General features: G+C 47.5%; 12 protein-coding genes. 7 read left to right on the top strand and 5 right to left on the bottom strand.

Translation table 11 applies throughout. The annotated features are described in order from the left end of the window. The first annotated feature begins 15 nt into the window (after positions 1–15). From Q0372_RS02665 to Q0372_RS02690, 6 genes are all read left to right on the top strand, one after another. On the top strand, positions 16–1,731 hold the full coding sequence (locus tag Q0372_RS02665) for an anthranilate synthase component I family protein (RefSeq protein WP_298102214.1): 1,716 nt from the start codon (positions 16–18) through the stop codon (positions 1,729–1,731). Between the two features lie 289 nt (positions 1,732–2,020). Then, positions 2,021–3,634: an anthranilate phosphoribosyltransferase gene (trpD, locus tag Q0372_RS02670; RefSeq protein ID WP_298102219.1), complete on the top strand. Its 1,614-nt coding sequence runs from the start codon at positions 2,021–2,023 to the stop codon at positions 3,632–3,634. Next, a complete protein-coding gene (locus tag Q0372_RS02675) occupies positions 3,635–4,756 on the top strand; it encodes a DNA adenine methylase (protein ID WP_298102222.1) in 1,122 nt (373 codons plus the stop codon). Then, positions 4,740–6,515, top strand: coding sequence for a hypothetical protein (locus Q0372_RS02680; RefSeq protein ID WP_298102225.1), 1,776 nt, complete (start codon positions 4,740–4,742; stop codon positions 6,513–6,515). Before Q0372_RS02675 ends, Q0372_RS02680 begins: the two co-directional genes overlap by 17 nt. Positions 6,516–6,577: 62 nt before the next feature. After that, the gene (locus Q0372_RS02685) at positions 6,578–7,486 is read left to right on the top strand and encodes a hypothetical protein (RefSeq protein WP_298102229.1); all 909 of its coding nucleotides are present in this window, start codon (positions 6,578–6,580) and stop codon (positions 7,484–7,486) included. A 17-nt stretch (positions 7,487–7,503) separates the two neighbouring features. Further along, complete coding sequence (locus Q0372_RS02690) at positions 7,504–8,406, top strand: hypothetical protein (protein ID WP_298102231.1); 903 nt, start codon at positions 7,504–7,506, stop codon at positions 8,404–8,406. Between the two features lie 297 nt (positions 8,407–8,703). Here Q0372_RS02690 and yedE read toward each other — a convergent pair whose 3' ends face one another. Next, positions 8,704–9,765, bottom strand: coding sequence for a YedE family putative selenium transporter (yedE, locus tag Q0372_RS02695; RefSeq protein WP_298102234.1), 1,062 nt, complete (start codon positions 9,763–9,765; stop codon positions 8,704–8,706). Positions 9,766–10,246: 481 nt separating this feature from the next. Here yedE and Q0372_RS02700 point away from each other — a divergent pair, with 481 nt between their 5' ends. Continuing rightward, positions 10,247–12,337, top strand: a complete 2,091-nt coding sequence (locus Q0372_RS02700) for a TonB-dependent receptor (protein WP_298102237.1) — start codon at positions 10,247–10,249, stop codon at positions 12,335–12,337. A gap of 219 nt (positions 12,338–12,556) precedes the next feature. Here Q0372_RS02700 and Q0372_RS02705 read toward each other — a convergent pair whose 3' ends face one another. The 4 genes from Q0372_RS02705 to Q0372_RS02720 form a co-directional block, all read right to left on the bottom strand. Further along, positions 12,557–13,708 carry a hypothetical protein gene (locus Q0372_RS02705; RefSeq protein WP_298102240.1) on the bottom strand — a complete coding sequence of 384 codons (1,152 nt, stop codon included), beginning with the start codon at positions 13,706–13,708 and terminating at the stop codon, positions 12,557–12,559. A gap of 10 nt (positions 13,709–13,718) precedes the next feature. Continuing rightward, complete coding sequence (gene trpA / locus Q0372_RS02710; protein WP_298102245.1) at positions 13,719–14,465, bottom strand: tryptophan synthase subunit alpha; 747 nt, start codon at positions 14,463–14,465, stop codon at positions 13,719–13,721. Then, entirely contained in the window at positions 14,458–15,639 is a 1,182-nt protein-coding gene (gene trpB / locus Q0372_RS02715) for a tryptophan synthase subunit beta (protein ID WP_298102248.1), read from the bottom strand. The genes trpA and trpB overlap by 8 nt, the downstream gene beginning before the upstream one ends. 219 nt (positions 15,640–15,858) lie before the next feature. After that, complete coding sequence (locus Q0372_RS02720) at positions 15,859–16,260, bottom strand: hypothetical protein (protein ID WP_298102250.1); 402 nt, start codon at positions 16,258–16,260, stop codon at positions 15,859–15,861. Positions 16,261–16,361: the final 101 nt, after the last annotated feature.

Below are 16,361 nucleotides of genomic sequence, written 5' to 3' on the forward strand. Positions count from 1 at the left end.
ATTCCAAGGACGAAAATGCTTTTAGAAGAGCCGCTTTTTTACTACCGCGAAATTTTAAAGATGCATCCGCAAAGCTACCTCGCAGAGGACGACGCTCAGGTCATCATCGGCATCGATTGCGATTATTTCGACGGATTTAAGATGAGTTTTGAGGCTTTGAGGCTTAAATTTGATGAGGTAAAGGGCGCAAAAGAGGGCGCGAGCAAGTTTAAAAACGCGAGCTTTGCCGGGCTTTTCGGCGTTTTGGGCTACGACATCGTGCGCGCGTTCGAAAATATCGGCGCACCGAAGCAGGCGCTGTATGACTTCCCGCCGTTTTTTTACGCCGATGCCGCAAACTACCTGCACTACGATAAAATCAGCAAAATTTACGATTTTTACGGCAAAGATGCCCAAATTTACGAAAACCTGCGCGGGCTTAGCCCGCAGGCTTCACAACAGGCCGCCGTCGAAACAGTAGCTGCGTCCCAGAGTGCTGCAAGAGCGGACGCCGCTATAAAAGGCAGATCGAAATCGCAAGCCGCGGCGAAACCCGCGCCGCAGAAAAAAGAGCTTAAATTTAAAATTTTAACCGATCTTGGCGCCGAGGAGTCGCATTTTAGCGCGATGGTCGAAGCCGCAAAAGAAAAGATAAAAAGCGGCGACGTGTTTCAGGTCGTGCTGGGCGAAATTTTAGAAGTCGGTACGAATCTGGGCAGCTTGGAGTTTTACGAGCGACTCAAAAAGAACAATCCTAGCCCCTATATGTTTCACTTCCCGACGCCGTACGGCTGCGTCGCGGGCTCCAGCCCCGAGCTCATTATGGAGATCAAAAAGGACGAAATTTTCGTAGCTCCCATCGCGGGCACCCGCAGCAGAGGCGCGAATGCCGAAGCCGACGCAGCGCTCGAGCGCGAGCTTTTAAGCGACGAAAAGGAGCTTGCGGAGCATCGGATGCTGATAGATCTAGCTCGCAACGACATCGGCAAATTTGCCGAGCCCGCCTCGGTACGGGTGCAAAACGCGATGCGCGTCGTGCGCTACGAAAGCGTGATGCACATCGTAAGCGAGGTTTACGGCAGTAAGCCGCGCGGGGTAAGCGCGTTTGAGGTGCTTAGCACGATCTTTCCTGCGGGCACGCTAAGCGGTAGCCCGAAGATCCGCGCGATGCAGATCATAAACGAGCTGGAGCGCTACGAGCGCGGCATATACGGCGGCGGAATCGGATTTTGGCGCTTTAGTGGCGACGTGATGCAAGCGATCTTGATTCGCTCGGCGATCTTCGTAAATCGCGACGCGCAAAATTCCTGCTCGGACGAGAACTCTAAGCGAAATTCCAACTTAAATTTAAACGCTGCTTGCGGCGAGGAGAAGTCCGAAGCGACGGGGCTTTGCGGCGGTGAAAATCCTGAGACGACGGAGTTTTGCGGTGTCGCGACGCAAAAAGGCAGTGGCGAGTCGCAAAATTTAGCTCGCGCAGGCGGGCGCGAGGCGACATTAAATTTAAAAGCTCGCGCAGGCGGCACGGCGTTAAATTTAGAGAGCGAGCCGAGCTTTAGCCGCGCGATGCGGTTTGAGGTCGCTAAATTTAGCGCGGAGAATTTTGGTTGCGAAGGGCTAAACAATCTCGTATTTATCGGAGCGGGCGCGGGTATCGTTTACGACAGCTCGCCAAAAAGCGAATACGCAGAGATCTGCAAAAAGCGCAAAAGCCCGCTAAAGGCGATCAAGGAGCTATGCGAGGAAGTTTAGACGCTTTAAATTTAGCTAGCCTGACGCGCCGCTTTTCGGTGCGAGTTTGATTTCGCTAAATTTAATAGCGGTTTCGACGCTAGGACGTTAAATTTAACGGCGAGCTTCATTCGGTGCCGTAAAGCGCGCAACGTCGCAGCTGATGTAGTAATGCCGCAGCCGCGAGTGGAATTTAAATTTAGCCCGCAGCGGCGCTAAAACGGCGCTAAATTTAGCCGCCGCAAAGCGGTTAAATTTAAACTATTTATAATTTTAAAGAGGCGTAAACGCCCTAAAAAAGGATAAAATTTTGATTTTAATGATAGATAATTACGACAGCTTCGTTTTTAATATTTATCAATACATTTTGGAGCTAAGCGACGAGGAGGTGCGCTACTTCCGCAACGACGAGATAACGCTGCAGCAGGTGCGCGAGCTTGCTCCGTCGCACATAATCCTAAGCCCCGGTCCAAATCACCCAAAAGATAGCGGCGTTTGCTTAGAGATTTTGCGCGCGGATTTGGACGTGCCGATTTTAGGCGTGTGTTTGGGGCATCAGGCGATCGGATATGCGGCGGGCGCGCAGATAAAGCAGCTGGAGGTGCCGCTGCACGGCAAGAGCTCGTCGATCGAAATTTTCAATGACGGCGTGCTTTTTAGCGGGCTGCCGCGTAAATTTGAAGTAATGCGCTACCACTCGCTTTATGTTGACGAAGCTACGCTGCCGCGCGAGTTTGAAATTTTAGCAAAGAGCGAAAATGACGGCGTAATCATGGCGATGAAGCACCGAAGTAAGCCTGTTTTCGGCATTCAATTTCATCCCGAGAGCTTTTTTACGCAATACGGCAAAAAGATCATCGAAAATTTCATCAATTACGGCAAAAAGATAATTTTAAAGGAGAAACTCGTGATAAATTTCGCCCCGTTTATGTTGAAGCTACAAAAGGGCTTCCCGCTAGACAGCGACGATTACGCCGTCATTTGCAAGGCACTTTACGAGCAGGATTACGACATCGTGCAGCTTGCTGGGCTGCTCGTGCTGATCAGCGAAAAATCGCTCTATCCAAGCAGCCTTACAGCGCTCGTGCGCAGTATCTTAAAATACTCGATCACCTACGACGATCCGAGCCCGATGTTTGACATCGTGGGCACCGGCGGCGATAGGCTAAAAACGATCAATATCTCAACGACCGTGGCCTTTATCGCGGCAAGCTTCGGCGTGCGCGTCGCCAAGCACGGCAACCGCGCGATTACTAGCAGATCGGGAAGCTCCGATGCGCTGGATGCTTTGGGCGTGCCGCTACTTAGCGATCTTGCGCAGATTAGGGCGCTGCTAGATCGCACGGGGCTAGCGTTTTTTCACGCGCCGTTTTTTCACAAGATCACCGCCGAGGTCAAAGAGGTGCGCAACCGCCTAAAAATCGGCACCGTCTTTAATATAATGGGACCGCTTCTAAATCCAAATTTGAGCCTAAGCAATCAGATCGTGGGTAATTATCTGGAGGAAGTAAACGGGCTCATCGCCGAAACGCTGATGATTTTGGGGCGCAAGCACGCTCTGGTGGTGCACGGCATGGACGGCATGGACGAGATCAGCCTGTGCGACGAAACGCTAATCCACGAGGTCAAGGACGGCAAAATTTTAGAATACCGCGTAAATCCCGAGCAGTTCGGCTTTAAACGCGCATTTCACGGCGATATAGAAGGCGGCGACGGCGAGGCTAACGCCGAAACTTTAAAGCAAATTTTAAAAGGCGAACTTAGCGGGCCGAAATTTGATATCGTCGTGCTAAATGCGATGTTTGCGCTATACTGCGCCGATCTCGTATCAAGCCCTGCGGAGGCTAAGCCGCTCATTTTAGAGGCGATCAAATCGGGCAAAACGTGGAAATTTTACGAAAACTACGTAGGAGCGGGAGTTTAGATGGCTAGCGGCGAAAAGAGGGAGTTTTTAAGCGAGCAGCTCATCAGCTATCTGGGCAACAAGCGCTCGCTGCTAGCGCCGATAGAGCGGGCGATCTGCGAAATCAAAGCGGAGCTTGGGCAGGGCAAGATCAGCTTCGCGGACGTCTTTAGCGGCAGCGGCATCGTCGCGCGCCTGGCTAAAGCGCACTCAAACCTCGTGATCGCAAACGATCTGGAGGGCTACTCGCGCGCGATAAACTCCTGCTATCTTTCAAATTTTAGCGATGAGTTGTGGCGAGACTTGAGCGAGCTACACGCCGAAATTTTAAGAAATTTTACGCCGAAGGAGAGCTTTTTTAGCGAGCTGTACGCGCCGAAGGACGATGAGAATATCAAGGCGGGCGAGCGCGCTTTTTACACACGCCGAAACGCCCTGATTTTGGGCGGACTTTGCGAGCAGATCGGTAAAATCCCGAAAAAATTTCGCGATTTTTTCACCGCGCCGCTACTTAGCGAGGCGAGCATCCACTCAAATACGGGAGGCGTTTTTAAGGGCTTTTACAAGGACAAAGCGGGCGTGGGAAAGTTCGGCGGCAGCGGCGAAAACGCGCTAGCCCGTATAATGGGCGAAATTTCTCTGCGCCTGCCGGTGCTTTCAAGCTTCGCCTGCGAAAGCGCGGTCTTTCAAGAGGATGCGGCGCGCTTTGCACAGAGCGCGCGCGAGCGCTTTTCGCAGCTTGACGTCGCGTATTTTGATCCACCCTATAATCAGCACCCCTACGGCTCGAACTATTTCATGCTAAATTTGATCACGGATTTTATAAACGATGGCAAGCGCCCAAATGCTGCGGGGCTTAGCAGGGTTTCTGGGATCCCAGCAGACTGGAACCGCTCGGCCTACAACAAAAAATCAAGTGCTGCGGAGGAATTTTTCGCGCTGCTGGCGAAATTTCCGGCGAAATTTTTAATAATCTCTTTTAATTCCGAGGGCTTTATCTCGAAGGTGGAATTTTTAAAAAACCTCGCGCACATCGGCTCCGTGCGCACGATAGAGATCCGCTATCCGACCTACCGCGCGAGCAGAAATTTAAACGCGCGCGAGCTTTACGTGACGGAATTTTTATATGTCGTACAGAAGTAAGATTAAAATTTGCGGCATCAAAAGCGCCGCCGAAGCCCGCGCAGTGCTGGCATGCAGCTCGGCTTTCTGCGTAAATTTAGAAAGCGCGGATGATGCTAAAAATTTACCGCAATCGGGTAGCGAGAGCTCAATAAAAAATTCTAATTTTTGCGGCGAAAATTCTGGGCGGAATTTTAATTCGGATGCCGAGAATTTTACGCGAAATTTCAATTCTGACGGCCAAAATTCCGCACAAAATTTTAATCAGGGCAGCGAGAATTTTACCTGCCGCGCACAAAATCATGCAAATTTTACGCCCGAGCAAAATTTTGATTGCGATAAAAATTTCAGTAGCGATTTGCGAAGCCAGGACGACGGCTCGGGTGCGCGCGTGGAATTTTTAGGCGTAATTTTTGTATCAAGCTCCAAACGCCGCGTCAGCGTAGAAACAGCGCGCGAGATCGCACGTATCGCGTACCAAAACGGCGCAAAGTGCGTCGGAGTTTTTGCTTTGAGCTCGGAAGAACACAGCGTCGCGCCGCACGAGTGCGAAAATTTTAGCGGCAAAGCCTGCGGCGATGAAATTTGCAAAGATAAAATTTACGCGGGCAATAGCGGAAGCGTAGAATTTTATGAAGCCGCGGAATTCTGCGAAAAGCAGCGCGACGATTTGAGCGTAAATTTAAACGCAAGCTACGCCGCGCCTGCTTCAGTAAAGGATCTGAATTCTAAAATTTTAGATGCGGAAGCTTTAGACGAGGAGCAAATTTTAAAAATTTGTAGCCTTTGCGAGCTGGACTGCGCTCAGATTTACGGACGCATAAGTGCGGATTTCAAAGCGCGCCTCAACGCGGCGGGCATCGAGGCGTGGCAGGTGCTAAGCATCGGCACCGAAATGCCGCCGCTTGAGGACTTGAGCTGCGATCGAATCTTATTCGACGCCAAAGGAGCGAGTTTGGGCGGTAACGGCGTGAGCTTCGACTGGGATCTGTTGAGACGCGCAAGGCTTGGCTGTGAAGAAAAATACTGCGCGGGCAGCGCAACTCAAAGCATAGACGACACAAAATACGACTCGGCTAGCGGGCGATGCGATACGCAAAATGATGCAGCAAGCGACGAAAAATGCTATGCAGCAGGCGCAGCTCAAGACTCAGACGGCGCAAGGAGCCATCTTAAACACAGCGCTATCTGTAACGGATATAACGAGGGGAATTTGAAGCGCGATAAAAACGGCGACTGCAACAATTCCTGCGCGGAGCATAGCGAAAACGGAAATTTAAAGCTCGAAAGAGTAAGTAACTTTTGCTGTGCCTCTAATAGTAATGAAGTAAGCGAACGCGCACATGATATTGTTCGATCGAGCAATACGAAACAAGAAACGAGCGCCGATCGTCGCGCCGAAAAGAATGACGATGAGTGCAAATTTAGTGCGTGTGCTACCGCTCGGCTGAGTGGTGTAAGACCCGCAAGCGAAGGCGTCAATGATCGAGGCGCAAGCGACTATGAGGCGAGCGCGCCAAATATTTCAAATGACGGCGGAGAAGTAGGCAAGCTGGGTGCCATAAAAGATGATAGCGCGGATAAGCATGACGCTGCTGCTAAAAGCGGGGCGATCTCTTTCATTCTTGCAGGCGGCATCGGCGCGCAAAATATCCGTGAGGCACTCGCACTGCGCCCTTACGCTATCGATCTAAACAGCCGCGTGGAGGACGCGCGAGGCGACAAAGATCCACAAAAGATAAGCGAAATTTTGCAAATTTTAAAAAATGCGCAAGGCTGATCTCCGTGTGCAAACTCGCGCGATAGTTATATCTAAATCAAGCGTGTATAAGGAGGAGCCAAATGCATAACGACGAAATTGCTAGGTTTGGCATAAGCAAAACGCGGTATGATAAAAATATAAAGGATTTCTTGCAAGATAAAAATTGCGATAAGCAAAATTTGGCGGGTGGTGGGCTAAAATTTACGAGCGACGGCGGGCAAAATTCTATAAATGCCAGCGAACGAAATTTTACGAATGTCGTTGAACAAAAATCGCAAAGCGATCTCTCTTGCGCCGCTGATACACCCTCGCAAAATTTTAAAACTCAAGCAAGGGATTATGACAAAGAACCAATAACCATAAAAGACCACGCTATAGTTTTAAATGCTATCATCGGCGCGATTTATATCATTACTACGATATTGATGGCGATATGCGGTAAATTTTCTGCCCAGCAAATTTTATTTCTCGTTTTGCTGGATTGCTATTTTCCGCTCAGAGCATTAAATAAATTCTCAAATTTCGGCAAGTGCTATATATGCTTTAAAAATGACGATATAACCCTATACTCTAAAAAGACGGAAGCCGTTTTATATGAGACCAAAATTTCAGATATAACTTGTATCAAACGAACCACGGGACCGTCATACCCCGAAATATCAAAAAAGACAAAATGCCTTATGCTGCTGTTTGCTTTTATATATTTGCTTTTAGTTTTTTTCGTAGCGGTAGTGATAGACGGAAGGGAGGAAAATTTTTGGATAATTTTTGCGGTAATTATATCTATTAGCTTCTTTCCTTTATTGCTATATAGGCTTTTTAACGGGCTAGGCTTTGATATTATAAATGACAGCATATTGATATATGACAAAAGTTCTTTTATAGAGGTTTCGTTTCTAAGTAGCAAAGAATACAGGGAGCTAAAAGCCTATTTTCTACTCAAAACAGGGAAAAATTTAGATAAAATCCCACCACAAATTTTCGTGTAGGCTATAAAGAATAAAAGATGAATAGAAAACAGAGGCTCGAAGAGCTAAAGAAAATTCTAAATGAACGGCATCAAAATTTAGAGCAGGGTTCAGGGCGGAATTTTGATGCCGAAAATTCTGATAGTAAAAATTTTAAATTTGAAAAACTCACGGATGACTCTACGATAAATACAAACGAAAAATCTAATAAATTTGAACAAAATCCGAGTTACGCTCGTGATCATAATAAAGAGCCTTTAGCGCTCAAAGATAGGACTAATTTTTATATAGTTCTTGCTACGGTATGCACGCTTGCGATTATGATTTTTATGTATTCATACGAACCCAATCAAACTAGATATAATCAGCTTTTTATAGTATTTCCATTTTTCGGATTGCCTATAATAATGGAATATTTTACAAATTTTTATAATAAGAAATTTGTAAAATTTTATAATGATCGAGTTACTTATTGCACAAACAAAATGCCCGAAAAAACTATATTCTTAGATGACCTTAAGGATGTACAAAGAGCCTATTTCGCAAGAGATAATGAGTGGCTTAGGAGGCAAGGCGTTTTTTATAGATTCTTCTTAAAATTTGATCCATATGCTACGATAATCGCTTTTTTATTGATCTGTATATTGGTATTGGCTATCGGCGTAAGAAAATATATAGAAACAGGTAGTTCCAAAGTAATTTTTATATTAATATTGACGTTTTTGTTTTTATTCATCTCAAAATTTATGTATTTTTTGGTTTTTAAATTTCAACTTAGACTTATATTCTACGATAATATAATAATCCGAGGCAAGGATAAAGATATCGCCTTTACGATAGAAACTATGGACGACTACGTCAGGATAAAAGAATTTTTTATGAGGACAAAAGACATTGATTTGGATAAGACCGAGCGCCACGTGTGGCTGGATTTTAATTAATAATTAAAGAGTTTTAAATGAAAAAAGCCTCAAACGGCGAAGCCTTTAAATTTTAAAATTTAAAGGAGCGACTCTTAAAAATTGATCGTAATCTTTCTTGCGCAGAATCTATTTTATCATTTGGTTTATCGCGTTATGAATACGGCTACAAATTCTTAAATTCCATCTCTAGCTGCTTGCGCCAATCTTACAGCGAGCACTCTGCTCCAGCAGCGTATTTCTTTATAAGTACGCCGCCAGAGCTTGATCAGATACGCCGCCTCTGTATAGATTGATCTCTGAGATTAAATATCAGCCTTAAGCGCCGCGTCTTTGAAAAATCCCCACGTAAAGCGCAAAAACAAAACCGATCGCAACCGCGCAAGGAGCAAACTCGGTGATGCCTTTAGCCGAGCTTGCGAGCAAGAAATTATGCGCGATCGCAGCGCCAGCCGCCATGCCGATAACGAAGACGCCCGAGCTTAAATTTCCCGTGCCGGCCTGCACCAGATGCTTACCGGGGCAGCCCTCGCTGAGGCTAAAGCAAAGTCCTGCGAGCACCATACCCAAGAAATTCCAAACGAAATCGTTATGCGCGATAGGCTGGCCCTCAAAGCCGAGCTTGTATTGTCCAAACGCGATATTTGCGATGCTCGCAAACACGATGACGCTTAGCACGCCCCAAAACATCGAGAAATCGCCGCGGAAAATTCTACCGAACGCGCCAACGCTGCAAAATTTGCTTCTATGCATCACCGCGCCCACGATAATGCCCGCAGCCAGCGAGATGCCTACCGCGGCGTGTTGCGCGCCGGGGCCTTTAGCGGAGATAAAAAGCGCGCCGCCCTCGCCCGTTTTGAGTCCGAAAACCAAAGCCGCAAGTAGCGCCGCGCCCAGTATTACGGGCAAAATTCCGATCGGGCCGCTAAGCCTTGCCTCTTTGCTCGCCTCATAGCCACGCTTTTTAAGCAAAAACCCAATGAGTACGCCGCAGATCAGACCCGCTAGCCCGGCTAATGCGGTCAGATCGCCGCCGCCTAGGCGTAAAAACGCGCGCCACGGACATCCCAAAAATACAAGGCAGCCGATCATCGCGAAAATCCCTAGGAAAAATTTTGCAAACGGCGAGCTGCCCGTAACCGGCGCGAACTCGCGCGTCCAAAGCACGCTTGCCAAAAAGCCGCCGAACACGAGCCCTATGATCTCCGGGCGGATGTATTGCACCGCGCTAGCTCGGTGAAAGCCCAGCGCGCCCGTGGTATCGCGCAAAAAGCAAGCGACGCAAACGCCCATATTGCCCGGGTTTCCGAAATGCACCAGCGTCGCACCCAGCACGCCTAGTACGGCGCCTGCAATGATGTACCATTTAACGTTATTCATGAAAAGATCCTGAAATAATCTAGATCGACCGATCTCTTAGGCGCGATTTTATCCTTTGTAAAATAAAAAGCAAATAAATTCCGATCTAAATTTACGAAAAGCGAAATTTTAAAATCACGGGGGCGGCCGCTAAATTTAGACGCAAGTAAATCGCGGATATTTAAATTTAGACTCTTTGCTGTGGTAGAAATGCCAAATTTAGTAGCCTGAGCGCGGCACAGACGAATCGCAACGAGAAGCCATGGCGCAGAGGCGGTCAGACGAAACGCGATACAAACTGACGTAAGCGGAGTCCAGGCGCAGAAACGGCGCGGGCAAGGTGCGGACAAGACGCAGTCAAAGCGCGTAAGCGGCCCAGACGAAGCGCAGTACTTGCCGCCAATAAAAACAAATTTCAAATGTTTTTGAAATTAAATTTCAACCTTATTTAAGTATGTAGATATATAATAATGCATTTCAATTTTATTTTAAAGGTCGGGGCATGAAAAAGCGAATTTTATTGGTGCCGCTTGCGATAGGCGCGATAGGCGGAGCGAATGCGGCCGAAAACAACGCCACGAAGTCGCAGGATCTGGGTCAAATCGTCGTGCAAGCGACGGTGAGCGCGGTCGATAACCTAAAATACGCAGGCTCGGCCGGAATTTTAACCCCCAAAGATATGAAAGCCAAAACCAACGTGATCGATTCGATCATGCAGATACCGGGCGTCGACGGCAGTATGGATATGGGGCGACAGATCGGCAGGCAGTTTCAGATCCGCGGATTCGGATATCAAAGCGACGAGCGCATCATCATCAAACAAGACGGCGTGCGCAGGAGCGTGGGAATTTACTCCAATATGATCTCATCTTTTCGCACCGATAGCGATATCTTAAAGCGCGTCGAGGTCATAAAGGGCGCCTCGTCCGTGCTTCACGGCTCGGGCGCGATCGGCGGTATCGTAAATATGCAAACCAAAAGTGCGAGCGATTATCTAAGCGAGGGCAAAAGCGTAGGCTTGATGCTAGGGCAGAGACTCGAATCAAACAATATGCATAGCACGCGCGGCGCGATTTACGGCAAGGGCGAGGAAATTCCGATCAACGTTTTACTCTACGGCAAGCGCGCAAGCTACGGCAATATCAAGCTCGCAGACGGCGGCACGCACTACGGCGAGGGCTACGACAAGACCTTTAATAACGAGCATATCGATACCGGATTTTTTAAGATCGGCACAAATTTAGACGATCACCGCATAAGCTTCAGCGCCTTTGATTACGACGAAAATTTACACACCGTCTGGCAAACGCTATGGAAAAACGAGGAGGATCTCTTCGTACATGGAAATTTAAGCCAGAGAGATTACGTTTTTGATTGGAGCTTTACGCCGCAAAGCCCGCTAGTTGATATGTCTTTTAAGGCCTACAAAAGCAGAGCCGAGTATAAACGCAGCTATATTGACGGCGCAGATACCGGCAGCTACACGAACAAAGACGATCGTAAGGGATTAGAGCTCAAAAATATCTCGGAATTTGATACGGGCTTTTTAAATCATAGCTTCGCTTTCGGCGGCGATTACGAAAATAGGCAGGAGGATGCGATCTTTATCCAAAATGGAGCGCTAAGAGATTTCGCCTCCTTTCCGAACGAATACAATAGCTACGGGCTTTTCGCGCAGGATCTGATCCGCTTGCACGATGATTTAGAGCTTACCTTAGGCGGTAGATACGATAGATTCGATCGCGACATCAAAGGCAGATCGGCTAAATTTAAAGATTCCAGATTTTCTCCGCGCGCGGCGATTGCCTATACGCTCTTTGATAAATTTACGCTTTTAGCGGGATACAGCGAGAGTTTCCGCGCGCCTACTCCGCACGAGACATCGCAATCAGGGCCGATGAACATACATTATTATTACATCCCAAATCCCGATCTAAAGCCCGAGACCGTAAAAGAGTACGAGGTCGGATTTAGCTTTAAACAGGATAAAATTTTTACGGACGATCACTTCGATATGAAATTTATCTATTTTAACGGCAAGATCGAAGATATGATCGGCATAAAGGCGCTTCCGCATCTGGGCGTGCCTCCGGGCGGCTTTTCGCAACAATACGGGCAGTATCAAAATATCGATCAAGCCAAAAGGCATGGTTTTGAGCTAAGCTCAAACTACCAAACGCAGGACTTTGATTTCGGCGCGAGCTTCGAGCGACTTAGAATTTACAATAAAAAGACGCACGAAAACATCAATAACCACGCCAAAAAACTAAGCGCGCACGCCTTTTACTCGCCTCTGCACGATTTAAATTTAGGCTTTGAGGTAAGCCACTATTTTAAGCCTCATTCTAAACCCGCTTCCTATTTCGCTCGCAGAACGGAATATTTTTACGTCGATAAAGCTTTCACGATCGCAAATTTCAGAGGAAGCTACAAGATCAAAAACGGCATTATTCCGGCCCTTGACGGCGCGGACGTGAGCTTTGGCGTAAATAATATTTTCGATCGCCACTACATCAACGCAAACCGCACGCGAGATACTTTAGCAGTCGGCGCGGGACGAAATTTCTACGTCGATTTGGAAGTAAGATTTTAGATTAAGCTTATACGGGCAAGGCGCGGGTTAAATTTTAAAGCTTACCCGAGCCTTTGCCCTCTTTCTTTTTAAATTTAAGCCTCATCGCGACCTTTTGGCAATGAGGCTTAAATGTGGCATAAATTTCTAGCGCTATAAAATTCCGTAATTTTTAAAATTTAACAAATTGCAAAATTTTATGGGTTGCAAAGCTCGCAAGTTGCGAAATTCCACGCCTCATTAATCGATAGCGTTGGAGCTTTTTAGTACCACTAGATGTTTTTTGCCCGCGAAGCTTAGCACTACGGCAGCATTATTTTCGTCGATTTCGCGCACCAGCTCTACTCGCACGTCGCTAGGTCTTGCAGTATCCGAGCTAAGCAGCTCATTTTCTAAAATGCTTTTAAATGCCGAGACTTTGGGCTCTTTTGCATCCGATCTTTCTTTTGCTCCCTCGCGAAATTCCATCGTGCCGCTCTCGGCAGGGCTTACTTTAAGCGGCGAAATTTTATCCGCTGCCCTGATATTCTCGGCGCTCTCAGAGTTTTCGTCCGCCCCCGTAGCTTCCGAACGCTCGGCACGCGCAACCTCATCGTAAAATTTATCGCGCATGCTCTCTTCGCTCACGTTCTCGCCTCTTAAAAAATCTGCGCTATCTACGTTTTTTGAGTCGTTAGAATTTTTGGAATTTAAAGCAGAGGCTTCATCTTTCTTCGCAAACTCCTGCGCGTCAGAATAATTGGTAAAATTTGCGTTCTTTGATCCGCTCTGATTTTTAAAAGAGAAGTCGTTTAAAATTTCATCGATGCCCGTCCCATCCACGTCGGCCTCCTCTATGCTAGCGTCGTCTTCAAAAACCCGCCATGTCTCGTCGATACTTTTTTGCGGCTTATGCGATAAAAATTTTCGCACGCCGACGAAAGCCGCAGCCGCAAGCAGTAACGCTACGATTATCGGCATCACGGAAACCCCGCTGCTGCTGCTTTGCGCCGTCTCATTAGCCTCACTTTTGACGCTCATCTTACTTTGATCGAAAGCGGGGTTTTTTACGCGTAAAATGAGTTTGAGATTGCCGTCTTGAGTAAGAGCATCGACCGATAGATCGGCTCCGGTAGGGAAATTTATCTCGATATCCTTGCCCTTAGGCGCTATCGTAAAGCTTTTTAAGACCTTTTGATTAGTGCGCATTTCGTTAAATTTCTCATCGCCGCCAAGCCCTTTTAAAATAAGGCTCATCGACTGCCCGTCGACGCGGCGCACGATGTCAGGTTTGTATGCGGAGTCAAATGCCAAGGCGATATCCACGCTATCGTCGTGGTTGAAAAGATCGTATTGCATCAGATTGGCGCCGAGGCAAAAATTTGCGATTAAAATCAAAAATATCTTTTTCATACTCTTTCCGTTAATTAAAAAGTTCGGCGATCTTGCCTTGCAGCTCGCGCCCGCCGTAGTTCGCGCATAAATTTACGATCGCGGTGCCGATGATAGCGCCGTCTGCGTATTCTTTCGTAGCGCGAACGTCGCTAGAGCTGCGAATACCAAAGCCGATCGCTACGGGCAGATCGCTCATTTTTTTAAGATCTGCGACCATATTTTTAAGGCGCGAGATCGGAGTTTGCTTGCTTCCGGTCACGCCGATAGCGCCCACGCCGTAGATGAATCCTCGAGCGCGGCTCAAAACTCGCGCGGCGCGGTGCTCGCTCGTAACACTGATAAGCGGGATGAGCGCGATACCAAACTCCTCGCAAAGCGCGAAAATTTCCTCATTTTCCTCATACGGCAGATCGGGGATTATTAGCCCGCTGATGCCGTAGCGCGCCGTCTCGGATACAAACTCGCGCGCGCCGTAGGCAAAGATCACGTTGTAATAGACCAAAAACACGAGCGGCTTGCGCGTTTGCACCCCTTTTAAAATTTCAAATACCTTCTCCGCGTTTACGCCATTTTGAACCGCGGAAAAGCTCGCCTTAAAAATTTCGGGGCCGTCTGCGAGCGGGTCGGAATACGGGATACCGATCTCAAGCAGATCGATCGCGCTTTCGTCTAAATTTGACAAAAACTCCTTCGTGTGCGCGGGGCTCGGGTAGCCCGCCACGATGTAGCCGATGTTCGCCTTTTTGCCGGCGAAGGCCTCCTTGATCTTATCCATAAATCGTTCCTTTTTTGTAGTTCATCACAGTATCCATATCCTTATCGCCCCTGCCGCTTACGTTTACGACGATCGTTTTTTTGCCCTTTAGCTGCGGACAGAGCTTTTCTAAATACGCTAACGCATGCGCGCTTTCGATCGCGGGGATGATACCCTCAAGCCTACAGAGCAGTTTAAGCGCCGTGATGCACTCATCGTCGGTTACCGCTTCGTATTTTGCGCGACTTATCTCGTGCAGATGCGCGTGCTCCGGGCCCACTCCAGGATAATCAAGCCCCGCCGAGATGCTGTGAACAGGCTCGATCATGCCGAATTTATCCTGCAGTACGATCGTTTTCATGCCGTGGATGATGCCCGCGCGCCCGTTAGTGATGGTCGCTGCGTGATAAGGGGTTTGTGCGCCCAAGCCGCCCGCCTCGACGCCGATGAGTTGCACGTTAGGATCATCCACGAACGCGCTAAAAATTCCTATCGCATTACTTCCGCCTCCTACGCAGGCTAGGACGTAATCAGCCTTGATCCCCTTGCTTGCGAGCTGCGATTTGGTCTCGGCGCCGATAACGCTTTGAAAATCCCTAACCATCTTAGGATACGGATGCGGCCCGACCGCCGAGCCGATGACGTAAAATACGCTCTCGATCTCATTCACCCACGCCTGAATCGCCGCAGTGGTCGCCTCTTTGAGCGTTTTTAAACCGGTGCCGATTTTGATTAAATTTGCACCCAAAAGCTGCATCCTAAAGGCGTTGAGCTGCTGGCGCGCGGCGTCGGTCTCGCCCATATACACGTCGCACTCAAGCCCAAATAGCGCCGCTGCCGTCGCCGTCGCCACGCCGTGCTGACCAGCGCCGGTTTCTGCGATGATCTTTTTTTTGCCCATCTTTTTAGCTAGTAGCGCCTGCGCAAGGGCGTTATTGATCTTATGAGCGCCCGTATGATTAAGATCCTCGCGCTTTAGATAAATTTCATGCCCGTAGTGCTCGCTAAGGCGCACGGCGTGATATAGCGGCGTCGGACGCCCCGCATATTCGCGCAACAAGTAGCCCAGCTCATCTTTGAATTCCTTCGTCTGCGCTATGGTGTTGTACGCATCCTCCAACTCCTCGAGCGCAAACATCGCCGTCTCAGGCACGAACTGCCCGCCGAAACTCCCGAAATACGCCTTTTTATTCATCCTATCTCCTCACATTAAATCGTAAGATTATATAAAATTTCGCGTTAAATTTCGCTTTTTTGACGGCGCCTTTTGCGGCGCTCTTCTAAATTTATCGGATATACAGCCGCAAAAACGCGCGGCGTAAGATAGCAAATTTTAAAATTTACGCTTCAAATTGTGGCTAATATTTTGTTTGATGAGCAGCCCCAACTTCGTAAATTTGAATAATTTATAAATTTATTTGCTTTCATTGCTAATATCGCTCTTTTTAGGATTACCAATAGGACAAATTATAGTGTCGGTATCTGTAAGTCTTAATTTTTTCCACTCTTCAAAGCTATTAACTCTAATCAGATTATGTGGGATCTTTGACGGTTCATCAATGATCTCAAGGCACTCGCTCGTTTCTCTTTTAAAATACTGCATAATAAGGTGATTATCGTTATTTTCCAAAGCTTTTTTTATGCATTTTGCTTTTAACTCAACATAATCACTATTACTTAGAGAATTTTTTGAAAAAAACCGCATTGGAGCACACTCACTAATTGCTTCCGTATAAATCATACGAAATACAAAAAACGAAATAATCAGCAAAAATGGTAATAGGATAATATTTTTGTATCGTTTTAAGAATTTCATCTTATTTCCTTATTTAGAATTTTTATATTTTATAGTGCTTGATTTGGATCTGGAGTAGTTGGCGTTTATGCTTGAAAGCTTAGAATTTGAATACCTTACTA

Origin of the sequence: uncultured Campylobacter sp., assembly GCF_937997405.1 — a bacterium.
Classification (GTDB): Bacteria; Campylobacterota; Campylobacteria; order Campylobacterales; family Campylobacteraceae; genus Campylobacter_B.